The organism is Pseudoxanthomonas sp. Root630, from assembly GCF_001427585.1.
GTDB lineage: Bacteria > Pseudomonadota > Gammaproteobacteria > Xanthomonadales > Xanthomonadaceae > Pseudoxanthomonas_A.
In genome coordinates, this window is record NZ_LMGY01000001.1 from 536,663 (window position 1) to 553,173 (window position 16,511).

13 protein-coding genes and 1 pseudogene are annotated in these 16,511 nt (G+C 64.9%); 10 read left to right on the top strand and 4 right to left on the bottom strand.

Translation table 11 applies throughout. The annotated features are described in order from the left end of the window. The first annotated feature begins 57 nt into the window (after positions 1 to 57). The 8 genes from ffh to ASD72_RS02590 all read left to right on the top strand — a co-directional run bounded on the left by ffh (position 58) and on the right by ASD72_RS02590 (position 6,364). A complete protein-coding gene (gene ffh / locus ASD72_RS02555) occupies positions 58 to 1,428 on the top strand; it encodes a signal recognition particle protein (RefSeq protein ID WP_056878377.1) in 1,371 nt (456 codons plus the stop codon). A gap of 101 nt (positions 1,429 to 1,529) precedes the next feature. Then, positions 1,530 to 2,330, top strand: coding sequence for an aminotransferase class IV family protein (locus ASD72_RS02560; protein ID WP_056878378.1), 801 nt, complete (start codon positions 1,530 to 1,532; stop codon positions 2,328 to 2,330). A 105-nt stretch (positions 2,331 to 2,435) separates the two neighbouring features. Then, positions 2,436 to 2,693 carry a 30S ribosomal protein S16 gene (gene rpsP, locus ASD72_RS02565; protein WP_056878379.1) on the top strand — a complete coding sequence of 86 codons (258 nt, stop codon included), beginning with the start codon at positions 2,436 to 2,438 and terminating at the stop codon, positions 2,691 to 2,693. Between the two features lie 35 nt (positions 2,694 to 2,728). Beyond that, positions 2,729 to 3,256, top strand: a complete 528-nt coding sequence (gene rimM / locus ASD72_RS02570; RefSeq protein ID WP_056878380.1) for a ribosome maturation factor RimM — start codon at positions 2,729 to 2,731, stop codon at positions 3,254 to 3,256. A gap of 61 nt (positions 3,257 to 3,317) precedes the next feature. Continuing rightward, positions 3,318 to 4,076 carry a tRNA (guanosine(37)-N1)-methyltransferase TrmD gene (trmD, locus tag ASD72_RS02575; protein ID WP_056878381.1) on the top strand — a complete coding sequence of 253 codons (759 nt, stop codon included), beginning with the start codon at positions 3,318 to 3,320 and terminating at the stop codon, positions 4,074 to 4,076. A gap of 149 nt (positions 4,077 to 4,225) precedes the next feature. Continuing rightward, entirely contained in the window at positions 4,226 to 4,624 is a 399-nt protein-coding gene (gene rplS / locus ASD72_RS02580) for a 50S ribosomal protein L19 (protein ID WP_056878382.1), read from the top strand. Between the two features lie 141 nt (positions 4,625 to 4,765). Next, positions 4,766 to 5,815: a PHB depolymerase family esterase gene (locus tag ASD72_RS02585; RefSeq protein ID WP_056878383.1), complete on the top strand. Its 1,050-nt coding sequence runs from the start codon at positions 4,766 to 4,768 to the stop codon at positions 5,813 to 5,815. Between the two features lie 141 nt (positions 5,816 to 5,956). After that, the gene (locus ASD72_RS02590; RefSeq protein ID WP_056878384.1) at positions 5,957 to 6,364 is read left to right on the top strand and encodes a S4 domain-containing protein; all 408 of its coding nucleotides are present in this window, start codon (positions 5,957 to 5,959) and stop codon (positions 6,362 to 6,364) included. A gap of 47 nt (positions 6,365 to 6,411) precedes the next feature. Here the strand turns inward: ASD72_RS02590 and ASD72_RS02595 are convergent, their stop codons facing one another. From ASD72_RS02595 to mutS, 3 genes are all read right to left on the bottom strand, one after another. Further along, the gene (locus ASD72_RS02595; protein WP_056878385.1) at positions 6,412 to 7,026 is read right to left on the bottom strand and encodes a DUF937 domain-containing protein; all 615 of its coding nucleotides are present in this window, start codon (positions 7,024 to 7,026) and stop codon (positions 6,412 to 6,414) included. 160 nt (positions 7,027 to 7,186) lie between these two features. Then, on the bottom strand, positions 7,187 to 9,433 hold the full coding sequence (gene katG / locus ASD72_RS02600; RefSeq protein ID WP_056878386.1) for a catalase/peroxidase HPI: 2,247 nt from the start codon (positions 9,431 to 9,433) through the stop codon (positions 7,187 to 7,189). A gap of 403 nt (positions 9,434 to 9,836) precedes the next feature. Continuing rightward, positions 9,837 to 12,392 carry a DNA mismatch repair protein MutS gene (gene mutS / locus ASD72_RS02605; protein WP_056878387.1) on the bottom strand — a complete coding sequence of 852 codons (2,556 nt, stop codon included), beginning with the start codon at positions 12,390 to 12,392 and terminating at the stop codon, positions 9,837 to 9,839. A 430-nt stretch (positions 12,393 to 12,822) separates the two neighbouring features. On the opposite strand from mutS, the gene ASD72_RS02610 reads away from it, so the two are divergent. Then, the gene (locus ASD72_RS02610) at positions 12,823 to 13,920 is read left to right on the top strand and encodes a lipocalin-like domain-containing protein (RefSeq protein ID WP_155944426.1); all 1,098 of its coding nucleotides are present in this window, start codon (positions 12,823 to 12,825) and stop codon (positions 13,918 to 13,920) included. Positions 13,921 to 13,993: 73 nt separating this feature from the next. Next, a pseudogene (locus tag ASD72_RS21365) lies at positions 13,994 to 14,224 on the top strand (transposase); the annotation flags it as partial. Between the two features lie 498 nt (positions 14,225 to 14,722). Here the strand turns inward: ASD72_RS21365 and ASD72_RS02620 are convergent. Beyond that, positions 14,723 to 16,492, bottom strand: coding sequence for an oleate hydratase (locus tag ASD72_RS02620; RefSeq protein WP_056878389.1), 1,770 nt, complete (start codon positions 16,490 to 16,492; stop codon positions 14,723 to 14,725). Positions 16,493 to 16,511: the final 19 nt, after the last annotated feature.

The following is a 16,511-nucleotide window of genomic DNA, read 5'->3' on the forward strand; positions in this document are numbered from 1 at the left end:
GGCGGGGGGCGGGGCCGCTATAATCGGCATCCGTTTTCCCCTGGCGTGCCTGCTTCCATGTTCGAATCCCTGACCCAGCGACTCTCCGGCACCATCGAACGCCTGCGCGGCCGTGGCCGCCTGAGCGAGGAGAACATCCGCGAGGCCACCCGTGAGGTCCGCATCGCCCTGCTGGAGGCCGACGTGGCCCTGCCGGTGGTGCAGGCGCTGATCGAGCGCATCAAGGTGCGCGCCGTCGGCCAGGAAGTGCTGAAGTCGCTGACGCCGGGCCAGGCGCTGATCAAGGTGGTCCGCGACGAGCTGACCGCGGTGATGGGGTCGCAGGCCAGCGACCTGAACCTCAACGTGCCGGCGCCGGCCGTGATCCTGATGGCCGGCCTGCAGGGCGCGGGCAAGACCACCACCGTCGGCAAGCTGGCCAAGCACCTGCGCGAGAAGCGCAAGAAGAAGGTGATGGTGGTCAGCGCGGACGTCTACCGTCCGGCTGCAATCGAGCAGCTGAAGACGCTGGCGGAGCAAGTGGACGTGCTGTTCTTCCCGTCCGACGCCGGGCAGAAGCCGGAGGACATCGTCCGCGCCGCCATCGACGATGCGCGCAAGTCCTTCGTCGACGTGCTGCTGGTCGACACCGCCGGCCGCCTGGCGATCGACGAGGCCATGATGGCCGAGATCAAGGCGCTGCACGCGGCGGTCAAGCCGGTGGAGACGCTGTTCGTCGTCGATGCGATGACCGGCCAGGATGCCGCCAACACCGCCAAGGCCTTCAGCGAAGCGCTGCCGCTGACCGGCGTGGTGCTGACCAAGACCGATGGCGATGCGCGCGGTGGCGCGGCGCTGTCGGTGCGCTACATCACCGGCAAGCCGGTCAAGTTCATCGGCGTGGGCGAGAAGCCCGACGGCCTGGACGTGTTCCATCCCGAGCGCGTGGCCAACCGCATCCTCGACATGGGCGACGTGCTGTCGCTGGTCGAGCAGGTCGAGCAGAACGTCGACCGCGAGAAGGCCGAAAAGCTCGCCGCCAAGGTCATCAAGGGCAAGAAGTTCGACCTCAACGACATGCGCGACCAGCTGGAGCAGATGCAGAACATGGGCGGCATCAGCGGCCTGATGGACAAGCTGCCCGGCATGGGCCAGATCCCCGAGCACGTGAAGCAGCAGGTGCAACAGGGCAAGGAAGTGCCGCGCATGATCGCCATCATCAACTCGATGACGAAGAAGGAGCGCCGCAACCCGGCGCTGCTGAACGGCTCGCGCCGCTCGCGCATCGCCAAGGGCGCGGGACTGACGCCGGCCGACGTCAACAAGCTGATGAAGCAGTACCAGCAGATGGAAAAGATGATGGGCAAGCTGGCCGGCGGCGGCATGAAGGGCATGATGCGCAACATGAAGAGCATGATGGGCGGCCGCGGCGGTATGCCGTTCCGCTGATGCTTTCGCTTGCCGTGGGAGCGACGCAAGTCGCGATCTTGTCTCCGTTCATCGCGACTTGCGTCGCTCCCGCATGTGATTGAAGCGGAGATCCGGCCCGCATGACCCTCGCTTTCCTCAACGGTGAACCGGCCCTCGCGGACGCGCTGCGTGCGCTGGCCTTGGCCAACTACGGCCACTTCACCTCGATGCAGGTGCGCGACGGTGCAATCCAGGGCCGTGACTTGCACATCCAGCGGCTCGAAGACGCCACACGGGCGTTGTTCGGCACGTCGCTCGATGGCGGTGCGGCCTTGCGGCAGGCGGCGCACGCGCTGGAATCGGCCGGCCTGCGTGATGCGTCGGTGCGCATCACCGTGTTCTCCATGCACTTCGATTACCGCGATCCCGCGCGTGCCGTCGTGCCGGACGTCCTGGTCACGTTGTCGCCCCCGTCCGCGGCGGAAAAGCCGGCGCTACGGGTGAAGACATACCCGTTCGTGCGCCCCTTGCCGCAGTTCAAGCATGTGGGCACGTTCCCGCTGTTCCATTACCGCCGGCAGGCCCTGGCGGACGGATTCGACGACGCGCTGTTCGTCGATCCGGCGGGGCAGGTGGTGGAGGGTTCGATCTGGAACCTGGGCCTGTGGGACGGCGAAACCGTCACCTGGCCCGAAGGGCCGGCGCTTCGGGGCACGGCCGAACGGTTGCTCCAGGTCGCCCTCGCCCGCGGGGGTGTCTCGCAGCGATCTGTGCCGGTTCGCCAGGGTGATCTGGCGCGTTTCCAGGCCGCTTTTGCCTGTAATGCCAGTGGGTTACAGCCGGTAGTGGCCGTGGACGCCGTCGCATGGGGCGCTGATACCGCCCTGATGGCGCGGTTGGCAGGGGCGCTGGACGCGCTGCGATGGGATCCGCTGGTCTGACCATGGGGGCGGGGGATCCCGGGTGGGTTTTCCTGACCGATTCAATGGCTTAGAATAGCCGGCTTACCTCGCCATTCTGGCGACTGGGCAACACTGGAAAACACCATGGTCAAGATCCGTCTCACCCGCGGCGGCGCGAAGAAGCGTCCGTTCTACCACATCATCGTCACCGACTCGCGCAGCGCGCGCGACGGCCGCAACATCGAGCGCGTGGGTTATTACAACCCGGTCGCCGCCGGTAACGAAAAGCGTGTCGAACTCGACATCGCGCGCGTCGACCATTGGGTCGGCAACGGCGCCCAGCTGACCGAGAAGGTCCGCAACCTGTACAAGGAAGCCACCAAGTCCGCTCCGGCGGCCTGAGTGGTCCGGCCGCGCCCCGCGCGCGGCCTTTTCGCATGAGCCAAGAGCGCCCGACCGACCCGCAGAAAACGATTCTGCTGGGCAGGTTCCTGGGCGCTTTTGGTGTGCGCGGCCAGGTGAAGATCGAATCCTGGACCGAGCCGCGCGACGCGATTTTCCGCTATCAGCCCTGGACGCTCCGCGATGCGCGTGGTGGCGAGCGCGAGCTCACCGGCGTGCGTGGCAAGGCGTCCGGCAAGCATCTGGTGGCCACGCTGCCCGAGGTGGAAGATCGCGACGCCGTCGAAGCGCTGCATGGTATCGAGATCCACGTCCCGCGGTCGGCATTGCCGCCGCCGCAGCCCGGCGAGTTCTACTGGGTGGACCTGGAGGGCCTGCGTGTAGTGAATGCCGACGGCACCGATTTCGGCACCGTTTCGCACCTGTTCTCCACCGGCGCGAACGATGTGCTGGTGGCGCGTGGCGACCGCGAAAGGCTGATTCCCTTCGTCGAACCCGATTTCGTCCGCTCGGTGGATTTCGAGGCGGGCGTGGTGACGGTGGACTGGGACCCCGGGTTCTAGCGGTCGCCGCCGACCGCCTTGGCGGTTACCCTGCTTCCCCAACGAGCCGCAGCCGATCGCCATGCGCATCGACGTCATGACCCTGTTTCCCGACTTCATCGCCCAGGCCGCGGCCGTGGGCGTGGTGGGGCGTGCGCAGGAGCGAGGACTGCTGTCGCTGCACGGCTGGAACCCGCGCGACTACGCCACCGGTGGCTATCGCCGCGTGGATGACCGGCCGTTCGGTGGCGGCCCTGGCATGGTGATGCTGATCGAGCCCTTGCAGGCCTGCCTGGCGGCGGTCCGAGCGGCAGATCCGGCCCCTGCACCGGTGATCTACATGAGCCCGCAGGGCGCGCCGCTCACCCAGAAGAAGGCGCGCGAGCTGGCCGCCCTGCCGCGGATGATCCTGCTGTGCGGGCGCTACGAGGGCGTGGACGAGCGCTTCCTCGAGGCCGAGGTGGACGAGGAACTGTCGATCGGCGACTACGTGCTGTCAGGCGGTGAACTGGCGGCCGCCGTGGTCATCGATGCTGTCGGCCGGCTGCAGGAGGGGGCGCTGAACGATGCCGAATCCGCGGTCCAGGACAGCTTCGAGGGCGACGGACTGCTGGATTGCCCGCATTACACCCAGCCGTCCAGCCATGCGCTGGGCGATGTGCCAGCCGTGCTGCGTTCCGGCGACCATGCGGCCATCGCGCGCTGGCGCCGGCAGCAGGCGTTGGGCCGGACCTGGCTCCGCCGCCCGGATCTGCTGGACGAGGCGGGTCTGTCGAAGGCCGACCGGCTGCTGCTGGAAGCCTTCAGGGCCGGCCTGGCAGGCCAGGACGGGGCAGGGTAGCCACCCGGAGGGGAAATCCGGTAGAATGCGCGACCCTTGGGCGGTTCACGCCTTCGGACCCCATAACAATATCGTGCGGCGCAATTCTGCGACCGCATCAGTTTCCGCTGTCGCAAGACACGATCACGCATACAAGCATTGGTGCCAACATGAGCAAGCTCCTCCAGGAATTCGAAGCCTCCCAGATCACGCGCGAGCTGCCCGCGTTCGGCCCCGGTGACACGGTCGTCGTCAACGTGAAGGTCAAGGAAGGCAACCGCGAGCGCGTGCAGGCGTACGAAGGCGTCGTCATCGCCAAGAAGAACGCCGGCCTGAACTCCGCCTTCACCGTCCGCAAGATCTCGCACGGCTACGGCGTCGAGCGCGTGTTCCAGACCCACAGCGCCACCATCGACTCGGTCGAAGTGAAGCGCCGCGGCAAGGTCCGCGCCGGCAAGCTGTACTACCTGCGTGACCTGCAGGGCAAGGCTGCCCGCATCAAGGAAGACCTGGCCGCCAACGCCACCGCCAAGGCTGCACGCCAGGCGGCCGCTGCCGCCGCCGAGTAATCCTCGCGGCAAGCGCACCCAGACGGCCACCTTCGGGTGGCCGTTTGCGTTTGGGCGTTCCGTGTTGAAACTTGATCGCCCAGCGTTCCGTCAGGGTCTCCCGCCATCCACACGAGCGCCTGTATGCCGAGGAATGTGCCGATGCCGCAGCTGTTCCGAATCCTCGCGGCGATCACCGGGATGCTCCTGGCGAGCGGACTGTCCGCCGCCAACTCGCCCAGCAAGAGTTTCACGCTGGATGCTCTCTCGCCGCTGGCATCGGCATCCGAACTGACGTCCCGCCTCCTTACGCCGGTGACGCAGGATCGCATCGACAAATTCCGCGACAAGGTCGATTTCAGCTTCAAGGAGCAGACCATCGCGGTGGGCGAGGAGCCGTTCGAGCTGTTCGTGCCGGAGCCCGACGCGAACGGCAAATACGGGGTCATGGTGTTCATCTGGCCTGCCGACGATATCCAGGTGCCGGAGGGCTGGTGGAGAGTGTTCCGCGAGGAGCACATCATCTATGTCGCGTCGCGCCGGTCGAGCAATGTCGAGAACATCTTCGACAGGCGCGTGCCGCTGGCCCTGCATGGCTACGACTACGTGCGCAGCAAGTACGCCATCGACGCGGAACGGGTCTACGTCGGCGGCTTCTCCGGAGGTTCGCGTACCGCGCAGAGAGTGGCGATGGCGTATCCGGATGTCTTCCGTGGCGTGTTCCTGGTCGGTGGCAGCGATTCGCTGGGAGGCGAAAGCGGGTTCACCCTTCCATCCGCGACGCTTTCCCACCTGATGCAGCGACAGACGCGTTTCGTGTTCTCCACCGGTGGCAACGATTTCCCCAATCGCGCGAAGGACTCGCGCACGCGGAAGAATCTGGAGGCGTTGTGCATGCAGGGTATCCGGCTCGTGCCCCAGAACGGAGTGGAGCACTGGGTGCCGGATGGGCGTGGCTTCAGGAGGGTGATGAATGAGCTGGAGCGCCCGGTGGAGGCGGCGGCCGATGCCGCCGCCTGCATGGCCAGCCTGGCCCGGCACATCAGTGCGCAGCTGGACGTGGTCGCGGAGAAAGTCGAGGAAGGCAAACTCGATGATGCCCAGCGGCTGCTGGCACGGCTGGATGCGCAGTACGGAGGCCTTGCCGCGCCCCGGAGCGTGGAGCTGTCGCGCACCATCGCGAACAAGGCGGGGCTTTACGAAGTGCCGTAGCGGCGCCAGCCTCGAACTTCCCGACGCGGGCGCCCGATCCGACGGTGGTTCGCTTTTCCAGGCATCGCGCGAATGGCAAGATGCCGCTGTGTCCGGCGCCACATTCACGCTACGGGCCCGGAATCAGGTTCCCCACGTCCGATGCAGAAACAGGATCCTTCAGCGGAAGCCGTCAGGCTCGATGTCTGGCTCTGGGCCGCGCGCTTCTTCAAGACCCGCAGTTTGGCCAAGCAGGCCGTCGAAACGGGCAAGGTCGATGTGGGCGGCCAGCGCGCCAAGTCGTCTCGCGCGGTGCGCGTGGGCGATGTGCTGGTGATCGCGCGCGGCGATGAGGTCCACGAGGTCGAAGTGCGCGGAATCAGCGACCAGCGCGGACCGGCGCCGGTCGCGCAGGCGCTGTACCTCGAATCCGAAGCCTCACGCCTGCGGCGCGAGGCGGCCCTGGCCCAGCGCCGTGCAGAACGCACCGGCTACCAGGCACCACAGTCCAAGCCCGACAAGCGTGCGCGGCGCTTGATCCGCGCGCTGGGCGATATCGATGCGATGTAAAGAAGAAGGGCGCCGAGGCGCCCTTCTTCTGCGGACGGGCGCGTTGCTCAGCGACTGCCGCCGAACATGCCGCTGCCGATCTTCAGGATGTCGCCCAGGCCCAGCTGGCCGTCGCCATCCTGGTCCAGCACAGCGCCGAGCAGACCGCCGCCCAGGCCGCCCTGCTGTTGCACCTGGCGCTGTTCCTGGCCCAGCACTTCCGCCAAGCCCAGCGGATTGTTCTGCGCGCTGCCCTGGCTCATGCGCTGGGCGATGAAGGCGAGCACGATCGGGGCGAGGATCTTCAACAGCTGGCCCGCCCGTTCGCCACCGAGGCCGGTCGCCTGGCCCAGGCCGAGTTCGGCCCGGTTCTGCTGGCCGCCGAAGACGTGGCCGAGGATGCCGGCACCGTTGGCCTGCGGCGACGCCGTGCCACCGAGCACCGCGCCCAGCACGCTGCCGAGGTCCAGGCCGCTGTGGTTGCGCTGCAGGGCGCCGAACAGCGCTTCCGCGCCCTGGGGTTGCGCCGTATTCCTGCCCAGTGCGCCCAGGAGCAACGGCAATGCCGCGCCGACGGCGCTGGAGGCCTGCATCTGGCCGATGCCGAGCTGTTGGGAGACCTGCTGCATCGGCGCGCCCTGCAACTGGGCGAAGAGTTCTTCTGCGAGGGAAGCGTTGCTCATCGTGCGTTCGTCCTCCTGGACGGGGGTGGGAAGTCGCGGATGATGCTAGCGCCAATCTGAGCGCTCACCGACTCACATTTACGATGGGCCGACCGGCGGAAACAGCAACGCCGCACGACCCCAGGGGCCATGCGGCGTCGCGATGCTGCGTACAGCGGAATCAGCGCAGGTCGAAGCGGTCCAACTCCATCACCTTCACCCATGCCGCGGCGAAGTCCTTCACGAACTTGTCCTTGCCATCCGCACTGGCATAGACCTCGGCGAGCGAACGCAACACGGCGTTGGAGCCGAACACCAGGTCCGCGCGGCTTCCGCTCCACCTCTTCGCGCCGGTCTTGCGGTCCTGGCCGGCGTAGCTGTTCGCGCCCGTGGCCTTCCATTCCGTGCCCATGTCGAGCAGGTTGACGAAGAAATCGTTGCTGAGCGTGCCGGGCCTGTCAGTGAGTACGCCCGCATCGCCGCCATCCGCGTTGGCGCCGAGTACGCGCAAGCCGCCGACCAGCGCCGTCAGTTCGGGTGCGGTGAGCGTCAGCAACTGCGCCCTGTCCACCAGCAGATGTTCGGCCGGGACGGCCGAGCGACCCTTGAGGTAGTTGCGGAAACCGTCGGCGAACGGCTCCAGCACGGCGAACGATTCCACATCGGTCTGGTCCTGGCGTGCGTCGGTACGGCCGGGGCGGAAGGGCACCGTGAGCGAGACGCCGCCGGCCTTCGCGGCCTGCTCAACGCCGACGCCGCCGGCGAGCACGATCAGATCGGCCAGCGACACCTTCTTGCCACCGCTGGCATCCAGGTTGAACTCCATCTGGATGCGCTCCAGCGCCTTGAGCACCTTCGCCAGTTGCTCCGGTCGATTGACGGCCCAGTCCTTCTGCGGTGCCAGGCGGATGCGTGCACCGTTCGCGCCGCCGCGCTTGTCGCCACCGCGGAACGTCGACGCCGAGGCCCACGCGGTCGAGACCAGCTCGGCCACGGACAGGCCTGATGCGGCGATCTTGGCCTTCAGCGCATCGACGTCGGCGGCATCGATGGTGGCGTAGTCGGCGTTGGGCAGCGGGTCCTGCCAGACCAGTTCTTCCTTGGGCACTTCCGGGCCGAGATAACGCACGCGCGGGCCCATGTCGCGGTGGGTCAACTTGAACCACGCACGTGCGAACGCATCGGCGAAGGCCTGCGGGTTCTCCAGGAAGCGCTTGGAGATCGGGCCGTAGATCGGATCGAAGCGCAGCGACAGATCGGTGGTCAGCATCTTGACCCGCTGCTTCTTCGTCTTGTCGTGCGCGAACGGTACGTCTTCCGGTGCATCCTTCGCGACCCACTGGTGGGCACCTGCCGGCGACTTCTCCAGTTCCCACTCGAAGCCGAACAGGTTCTCGAAGAACTTGTTGCTCCACAGCGTGGGCGTCTGCGTCCAGGTGACCTCGATGCCCGAGGTGATGGTGTCGCCGCCCTTGCCGCTGCCGAACTTGTTGTGCCAGCCGAAGCCTTGCTGCTCCAGCTCGCCCGCCTCCGGTTCCGCACCGACGTTGTCGGCCGGACCGGCGCCGTGCGTCTTGCCGAAGGTATGGCCACCGGCGATCAGGGCGACGGTCTCTTCGTCGTCCATCGCCATGCGACCGAAGGTGTCGCGGATGTCCTTCGCCGCGAGCAGCGGATCGGGATTGCCGTCCGGGCCTTCCGGGTTCACGTAGATCAGGCCCATCTGCACGGCGCCGAGCGGGTTCTCCAGCCGGCGCGAATGCACGTCGCCATCGGCGTTGTCGTCGGACACGAGCACGCCTTCATCCGTCGGCTTCTCGACGCCCTCGGAGCCGTGCGCGTAACGGAGGTCGCCGCCCAGCCACGTGGTCTCACGGCCCCAGTACACGTCCTGGTCCGGTTCCCACACGTCCTCGCGTCCGCCGCCGAATCCGAAGGTGCGGAAGCCCATCGTTTCCAGCGCGACGTTGCCGGCCAGGATCATCAGGTCCGCCCACGAGACGGCTTGGCCGTACTTCTGCTTGATCGGCCACAGCAATCGCCGCGCCTTGTCCAGGCTGACGTTGTCGGGCCAACTGTTGAGCGGTGCGAAGCGCTGTTGCCCGCGGCCACCGCCGCCACGCCCGTCGCCGATACGGTAGGTGCCGGCGCTGTGCCACGCCATGCGGATGAAGAGGCCGCCGTAGTGACCGAAGTCTGCCGGCCACCAATCCTGCGAATCGGTCATCACGTCGCGCAGGTCCTTCTTCAGCGCGTGGTAATCCAGCTTCTTGAAGGCGGCGGCGTAGTCGAAGCCGTCATCCAGCGGATTGGAGCGTGCGGAGTGCTGGTTCAGCAGGTCCAGGCGCAACTGGTTGGGCCACCAGTCGCGGTTGCCGGTGCCGCCGCCGGCGGAAGCGTGGAACGGGCATTTGGATTCGGTGGTCATGGGTTTCCTTCCTATGGCGGTGGGTGGGTAACGGTACGGAGTCGATGTGTGCGTAACACGCGCGCCCGTGAAAACCCGGGGGTCTTCGAGCGCGGTGATGGTCAGGGAGGTGGGGGACGACCCGCAGGTGCGGTGTCGGGGCGGACCGTCGTGGGAAGCATGGGCTCACGTCCTCAAGGGCGTTGGCGGATGACGACCAGACTAGGTACTGCGAACGATCAATGAAAATCGTTTGTGACGAAGAATCCGATAGCGGCATTCAATGGTGCGATGCGCCATCGCAGGCCTCCCCGGTGAGGAGGCACGATACTCCGCGTGCGTTACGCAGGTGTTGTAGTCCCGTGCGGGCTGCCACGCCGCAACGAGGGCGGCGTATGGCGCGCGTGCGCAGTGGGGTCCGGGTCTAGAGCAGCGCCTTGAGCCGGTAGAGCGCTTCCAGGGCCTGCTTGGGCGTCAGGTCGTCCGGATCGAGCGCGGCAAGCGCTTCCTGTGCCGCGGAGGGCGCGGCGGCAAACAGTCCGAACTGCTGGGGAGCGTCCAGTGCCTGCGGCGCCATCTCGGACGCATGCGTCTCGCGCCCACGCTGCTCCAGTTCCGCGAGACGCCGGCGCGCCTGCTGCAGCGTGGTCCGTGGCAGGCCGGCCAACGCCGCCACCTGCAGGCCGAAGCTGCGATCGGCCGCGCCTTCCTTCACCGCATGCATGAAGACCAGCGCATCGCCGTGCTCGACGGCATCCAGGTGGACGTTCGCGATGCCGCTGCCCGGTTCGCCCGCCAGTGCGGTCAGTTCGAAATAGTGGGTGGCGAACAGGGTGTAGCAGCGGTTCGCCATGGCCAGGTGGCGCGCAACCGCGTCGGCCAGCGCCAGGCCGTCGTAGGTGGACGTGCCGCGGCCTATCTCATCCATCAGCACCAGCGACTGCGCACTGGCGTGGTGGAGGATGTAGCTGGTTTCCGCCATTTCCACCATGAAGGTGGACTGCCCGCGCGCCAGGTCGTCGCCGGCGCCGATGCGGGTGAGGATGCGGTCGATCGGGCCGAGCACGGCGCGCGAGGCGGGGACGAAGCTGCCGATGTGGGCGAGCAGCACGATCAGCGCGTTCTGCCGCATGTAGGTGCTCTTGCCGCCCATGTTCGGGCCGGTGATCACCAGCATGCGGCGGCCACCGTCGCCATCGTCGCCGTCCAGCAGCAGGTCGTTGGGCTCGAACGGCTCCTTGCGTACGGCTTCCACCACCGGGTGGCGGCCGCGCTCGATGCGCAGGCCGGGCGCTTCGCTCAATTCGGGTTGAGCCCAGTCCAGTTCCTGCGCGCGTTCGGCGAACGCGGCCAGCACGTCGAGTTCGCTCAACGCGGCGGCACAGCGCTTGAGCGGCTCCAGGCGCGCGTTGAGGATGTCCAGCAGCGCGTCGTACAGCAGCTTCTCGCGCGACAGCGAGCGTTCGCGCGCGGACAGTACCTTGTCCTCGAACTGCTTAAGCTCTTCGGTGATGTAGCGCTCCGCGCCGGTCAGCGTCTGCCGCCGCGTGTAGTGGACGGGCGCACGCTCCGCCTGGCCCTTGCTGATCTCGATGTAGTAGCCATGCACGCGGTTGTAGCCGACCTTGAGCGTCGCGATGCCACTGCTTTCGCGTTCGCGCGCCTCCAGGTCGACCAGGAACTGGTCCGCGTTCGTGCTGAGCTGGCGCAGTTCGTCGAGTTCGGCGTCGTAGCCGTTGGCCAGCACGCCGCCGTCGCTGAGCTTCAGCGGCGGCTGTGGCGCCACCGCGGCAACGAGCAGCGCGGCGGTATCGGCATGCTCGCCCAGTTCCGCCGACAGTGCGCGCAGACGGGGCGAATCCAGGGGCGCGAGGTTCGCCTGCACGTCGGGCAGCAGTGCCAGACCGTCGCGAAGCGTGGACAGATCACGCGGCCGCGCCGAGCGCAGCGCGACGCGGGTGAGGATGCGTTCGAGGTCGCCCAGCGCGCGGAAGCCCATGCGCAGATCGCGTTCGGCCCCGCCGGTCAGCGTGGCGACGGCATGGTGGCGTTCGCCGAGTACACGGCGGTCGCGCAGCGGACGGTGCAGCCAGCGGCGCAGCAGGCGGCCACCCATCGGCGTGACCGTGGTATCCAGCACACCCAGCAGGGTGTGCCGGGTATCGCCATCGACACGCGTGTCGAGTTCCAGGTGTCGGCGGGTGGCGGCGTTCATGGCGATGGCATCGCCGGCCGATTCCACCGCGATCGCGGTGAGGTGCGGCAGCCGCTGCTTCTGGGTTTCTTCCACATAGCCCAGCAGTGCGGCGGCGGCCGCGGTGGCCAGGGCCTTGTCCTCGATGCCGAACCCGGTGAGATCGTGCAGGCCGAAAAACTGCAGCAACTGCCGGCGACCGCTGTCCGGGTCGAACAGCCACGGCGCGCGCCGGCGCGTGCCCGTGCGCTGCTGCAGGAATGCGGGCCAGCCTTCTTCGTCGGGCAGCAGCAGTTCGGCTGGTTCCAGCCGTGCCAGTTCGGCCTCCAACGCGTCGTCGCTGTCGACTTCGTTGACCAGGAAGCGGCCACCGGCCAGGTCCGCCCACGCCAGGCCGTAGCCCGAGCGGCCGCGCGCCACCGCCATCAGCAGGGTGTCGCGGCGCTCGTTGAGCAGGGCTTCGTCGGTCACCGTGCCCGGCGTGACGATGCGGACGACCTTGCGTTCCACCAGGCCCTTGGCCAGGGCGGGATCTCCGATCTGCTCGCAGATCGCGACCGATTCGCCCAGCGCCACCAGCCGCGCCAGGTAACCCTCGTAGGCGTGCACGGGCACGCCGGCCATCGGAATCGGCGCACCGCCCGAACTCCCGCGCTGGGTCAGGGTGATGTCGAGCAGCCGGGCCGCCTTGCGGGCATCGTCGTAGAACAACTCGTAGAAGTCGCCCATCCGGAAGAACAGCAGCAGGTCCGGGTACTCCGCCTTGGCGGCGAAGAACTGCTTCATCGCAGGAGAATGCTCCGGAGTGCCTGTTTTATCTTTTCTATTCAATGAGTTACGTTCCGGCGCGTTTGGATGGTGAAAATTATCGGCGTGTGCGGTAAATGTGCTTAAGTTCGTCAAAACACGCTTGAAAGCGTCTATCTGAAAGCAAGCGAAGCGGGGCCGAGTGGCTTGGAGTGAACCAGAGTGATGTTTTTTCTAGCCATAGGATAGCCAAGGACGCTGCTCTGGGTTTGGGAAGGCGCTGTGGCTAGAGGGGGCTTTTCCGCTGAGTTCGAGCGCTAGAGAAACCCCATTTCATCAGAGGCGTGTGATCGATCGCCATCCCCGCTAGCGAACCAAATGATAGTTGGACGGGGGCTTAAGTAGTGTATGGTTGACAATCGGCTATAAGCGACGAGTCTAAGGAGCGCGCACGGAAAAAGTACGAGTTTTGAACCACCCCGAGGATTTCAAAAGACTCGGACTGAACCCCGATGTCGTGGAACTCTGGGAAGACGGAAGGCGCCGCGATCCAGGCCCCGGTCTCATGGAAAATTGGTACTTCGATTCCATCATGGAGGATGGAACCAAGGCAGTTGTTGTGTTCCTCACCAGTTCGTCAGAAAAACGGCATCTGGCGGAAGACTATCCGAATCTCAGGATCCAGATCACCGATCCTTCCGGGCAGCACCATGAATCGTTCATCGAGGTGCCGGCGGCGGATTGCGAAATACGCAAGGGCGAATGTCACGTGCAGATGGGGCCGCACAGCTTCATCGGCGATCTTGTCGATTATCGCATTAAGGTCGAGCCGGTGAGCGGCATTGGATGCGATCTGCATCTGCAGGTGCTGGTGAAGCCTTTCCGGCCAGGGACCGGTTATGTCGCCTTCGGAGACGATGAGGCCAAGGAATATACCTGGATCTGCTTCCCCAGGGGAAGGGTCACAGGTTCTCTAACCTATGCCGGCAAAACCCATGACGTGACGGGCATGGGCTATCACGATCATCAGTTTCACAACGTCGATTCCATGACGACGATCCATCACTGGCTCTGGGGGCGCCAGTCTCTGGACGATTATACGGTCGTTATCTTTGACATCGTCGCTAATGAAAAATACGGCTTCAAGAGAGTTCCAATTTTCGGCCTCATCGACAACACCAGCGGGGAGGCAGTTTTTCAAAACACCGATCATGCTGTGTGCAGTATCAAAGAGATGTATCTGGAGCCTGAGACCCAAAAGCCGCATCCCAAGCTTCTAACCTACACCTATGAGCACAGCGGCAAGAAAATCGACTATACGATTCGGTGGAAGCAGGAGATCGAGGTCCGATCCTCGAAGAATATTTTCGACGTCGTCGACGAAGAGACGAAGAAGCGGTTTGACCAGATGAATCTGGATCCTTCCTACATACGCTACGTGGCTGAGGCCGAGCTCGTCATCACCGAGCATGATGAAATCAAGCGAGCGCGCGGCGACATGATCTACGAGTTCGCCTATTTCGGGAAGCCGGACAAGCGTGCTCATATCGAGTTGGATGAAGGCTGAGCAACCTCTATTTGAGCGACGCCCCCCCCCCCCTGAGGTTTGAGTAGCGCGATGATCTGGAGTCCAATCCCCTATGAGAAGGAGATTGGGCGTGAAGAAACTATTTACGGACGAGCAGATCATCGGTTTGCTGCGTGAAGCCGACGCGGGCGTGGCGGAGGCCGAGTTGTGCCGCCGTCACGGATTCAGTGCGGCGTCTTACTACCTGTGGCGCAGCAAGTTCGGCGGCATGGAGATGTCCATGGTCGTGCGCATGAAGGAGTTGGAAGAGGAGAACCGCCGGCTCAGGAAGATGTACGCCGAGGCGCAGCTCGGTACGGTACCGACCTGCTGAAGTAAGGCGCTCGCGAAAAATGGTGAGGCCATCTCAGCGACACCAGATGGCCCAAGCAGCAGTCACAAGCGGGCGTACGAACATCCGCCACGCCTACCGACCTTAGCGGTCAGTGAGACCTGTTTCCGCTGCGACAACGACCCTGAGTACATCAGTGGCGCGTTGCTGTCCTAGGTGCAGCGGCATGGCACCCAAGTAACGCTACAGTCGCACCATCCGCTACGCCTGCCTGGCCCGAACCCTTTACGACACCATCGACCAGGTGCAGGACAGAGCCACCCGCTGACCATGGGCGTACAACAACGAGCGCCCGAACATAGCACTCGACGGCATCACGCCGGCCATGGCTCTGAACAGACGAATGTCCGGTCAGTTGGGATGGCCGCTTAGTTCCACTTCTGGCCACCGCTAAGAGTGGGGGATTATCGATTCTCCCTTGCTAGCCCACTGCAGCAGTGGTCCGGCATATCAGTCTTCCTTGACCAGCTTGAACTCGTGCAGCAACGCACCGATCTCGGTCTTGTCAAGCTTGCGCATCAGCAGGTCACGAATGAAGGCCGGTCCGGGAACATCTAGCCCCTTGCCATCCCGCAACGGTCCGATCGCCGCCAACAGCGTGCGGATGTCATAGGTCGAGTTGAAGACCTCCGGCACACCGCGCTCGACATTCATCAGCGTGTATACCGCCTCCATCGGGGTGCGGACCGAATATTCCGTCGTGAAGATGCAATCGCGCTGCTTCGATTCCGCGAACTGGCCTATAAAGGCGAAGTTGACCGCGCCTTCAGGCACCACGTCCGGCCTGTCGCCCGCCTGGCGCGGCATGAAGAAGGCGGTGATATAGGGCATCATGGTGGGTACAGTGCTGGCGCCGGATGCCGCGAGTTCCGGAATGTCCTCGACCGGCACACCGAGATGGTAGAGCCACTCCTGGGTGATCTCCTCGCCGGTGCATTCCTGCATCGGCTTCTTCACGAAGTCGCCGGGCTTGTCGACGAAGAGAGCATAGAACCACGCGATCATCTGGTCCTTGGGCTGCTTCTTGAAATGCGGCTGGCGATGGACGGTCCAGCTCAGAAGCCAAGCCGAGTCCTTTACGGTGACAATGCCCGCCGAGACGATCTTGCCGGTGAACGGGTTCCGCTTGGTGATCTTCTCGATATAGGCCGGAATTCGGGCGTCGAGCGCAGTAATAGAGGCAGAGGCCCATTTCGTTTCCGGGATATGGGAGCCGAACACATCGGGGCGGCCGAAGGCCGGATCCTTTGCCGCGATGCGGCGCCACAGGTCCCAGGCCGGCGCCGGTCCTTCGTTCAGCTTCGCTGGCGTCTTGTGATCGCCATTGTCGGAATTCTCGGTCAGCGAGCCAATGGTGATGAAGACGAGATCGTCAGGTCCGAGATCGACGCCGCCTTCGACGCCTCTCTCTTTCCAGTGAATGCGGGTCGCCTGTTTGCAGTCCGTCTGGATGTCGAAATCGACATCCGTCACCTCGACCCCGTAGCGGAACGTGACGCCATGATCGGTCAGCCATTTCACCAGCGGCAGGACCATCGATTCATACTGGTTGTAGCGGTTGAACTTGAGAGAGGAAAAGTCCGCGAGACTGCCGATATGGTGGATGAAGCGGTGCAGGTAGAGTTTCATCTCCAGCGCCGAATGCCATTCCTCGAAGGCGAACATGGTGCGCCAATAGAGCCAGAAATTGCTCTTGAGGAAGTCCTCACCGAAGACCTCGTTGATCCGCTTGTTCTCCATCTCCTCGCGTGTCGCCAGGAAAACGGAGAGAAGGTCCTTTTGCGCCCTGTCGTTCAGTTTCAGCAGCGCCTTGTCGGGCACGTCCTGTCCCTGCTTCTGTGTCGTGCGCTGGAGCGAAAAATTGGGGTCATCCTTGTTGAGCCGGTAGAACTCGTCGAGCACGCTGGCATCCTCGATCTCCAGCGATGGGATCGAGCGATAGAGGTCCCACAGGCACTCGAAATGCTCCTCCATCTCGCGGCCACCGCGAATGACGAAGCCCTTTTCGGGTACATCCAGACCATCGAGCGCACCGCCGGGGATTTCCAGCTCTTCCAATATGGTGATGCGATCGCCCGAAACGCCGCCGTCGCGGATCAGGAAGGCGGCGCCGGCGAGCCCCGCGAGTCCGGAGCCGACGAACCAGGCCGTTTTTCTGTCTGCGCCCTCGGGTTTGCGGGGGCGCACGAACGCTTCATAGTTTCCGCTGCTGTAGTGCATCGATAGCTCCTTCTACGGG

Excerpts from the sequence above, each read along its gene's own strand:
- ASD72_RS02590 (WP_056878384.1), top strand. The coding sequence starts at position 5,957 with ATGCAGAAACAGGATCCTTCAGCGGAAGCCGTCAGGCTCGATGTCTGG.
- ASD72_RS02620 (WP_056878389.1), bottom strand. The coding sequence starts at position 16,492 with ATGCACTACAGCAGCGGAAACTATGAAGCGTTCGTGCGCCCCCGCAAA.
- rplS (WP_056878382.1), top strand. The coding sequence starts at position 4,226 with ATGAGCAAGCTCCTCCAGGAATTCGAAGCCTCCCAGATCACGCGCGAG.
- katG (WP_056878386.1), bottom strand. The coding sequence starts at position 9,433 with ATGACCACCGAATCCAAATGCCCGTTCCACGCTTCCGCCGGCGGCGGC.
- ffh (WP_056878377.1), top strand. The coding sequence starts at position 58 with ATGTTCGAATCCCTGACCCAGCGACTCTCCGGCACCATCGAACGCCTG.
- ASD72_RS02560 (WP_056878378.1), top strand. The coding sequence starts at position 1,530 with ATGACCCTCGCTTTCCTCAACGGTGAACCGGCCCTCGCGGACGCGCTG.
- trmD (WP_056878381.1), top strand. The coding sequence starts at position 3,318 with ATGCGCATCGACGTCATGACCCTGTTTCCCGACTTCATCGCCCAGGCC.
- rpsP (WP_056878379.1), top strand. The coding sequence starts at position 2,436 with ATGGTCAAGATCCGTCTCACCCGCGGCGGCGCGAAGAAGCGTCCGTTC.
- mutS (WP_056878387.1), bottom strand. The coding sequence starts at position 12,392 with ATGAAGCAGTTCTTCGCCGCCAAGGCGGAGTACCCGGACCTGCTGCTG.
- ASD72_RS02595 (WP_056878385.1), bottom strand. The coding sequence starts at position 7,026 with ATGAGCAACGCTTCCCTCGCAGAAGAACTCTTCGCCCAGTTGCAGGGC.
- ASD72_RS02585 (WP_056878383.1), top strand. The coding sequence starts at position 4,766 with ATGCCGCAGCTGTTCCGAATCCTCGCGGCGATCACCGGGATGCTCCTG.
- rimM (WP_056878380.1), top strand. The coding sequence starts at position 2,729 with ATGAGCCAAGAGCGCCCGACCGACCCGCAGAAAACGATTCTGCTGGGC.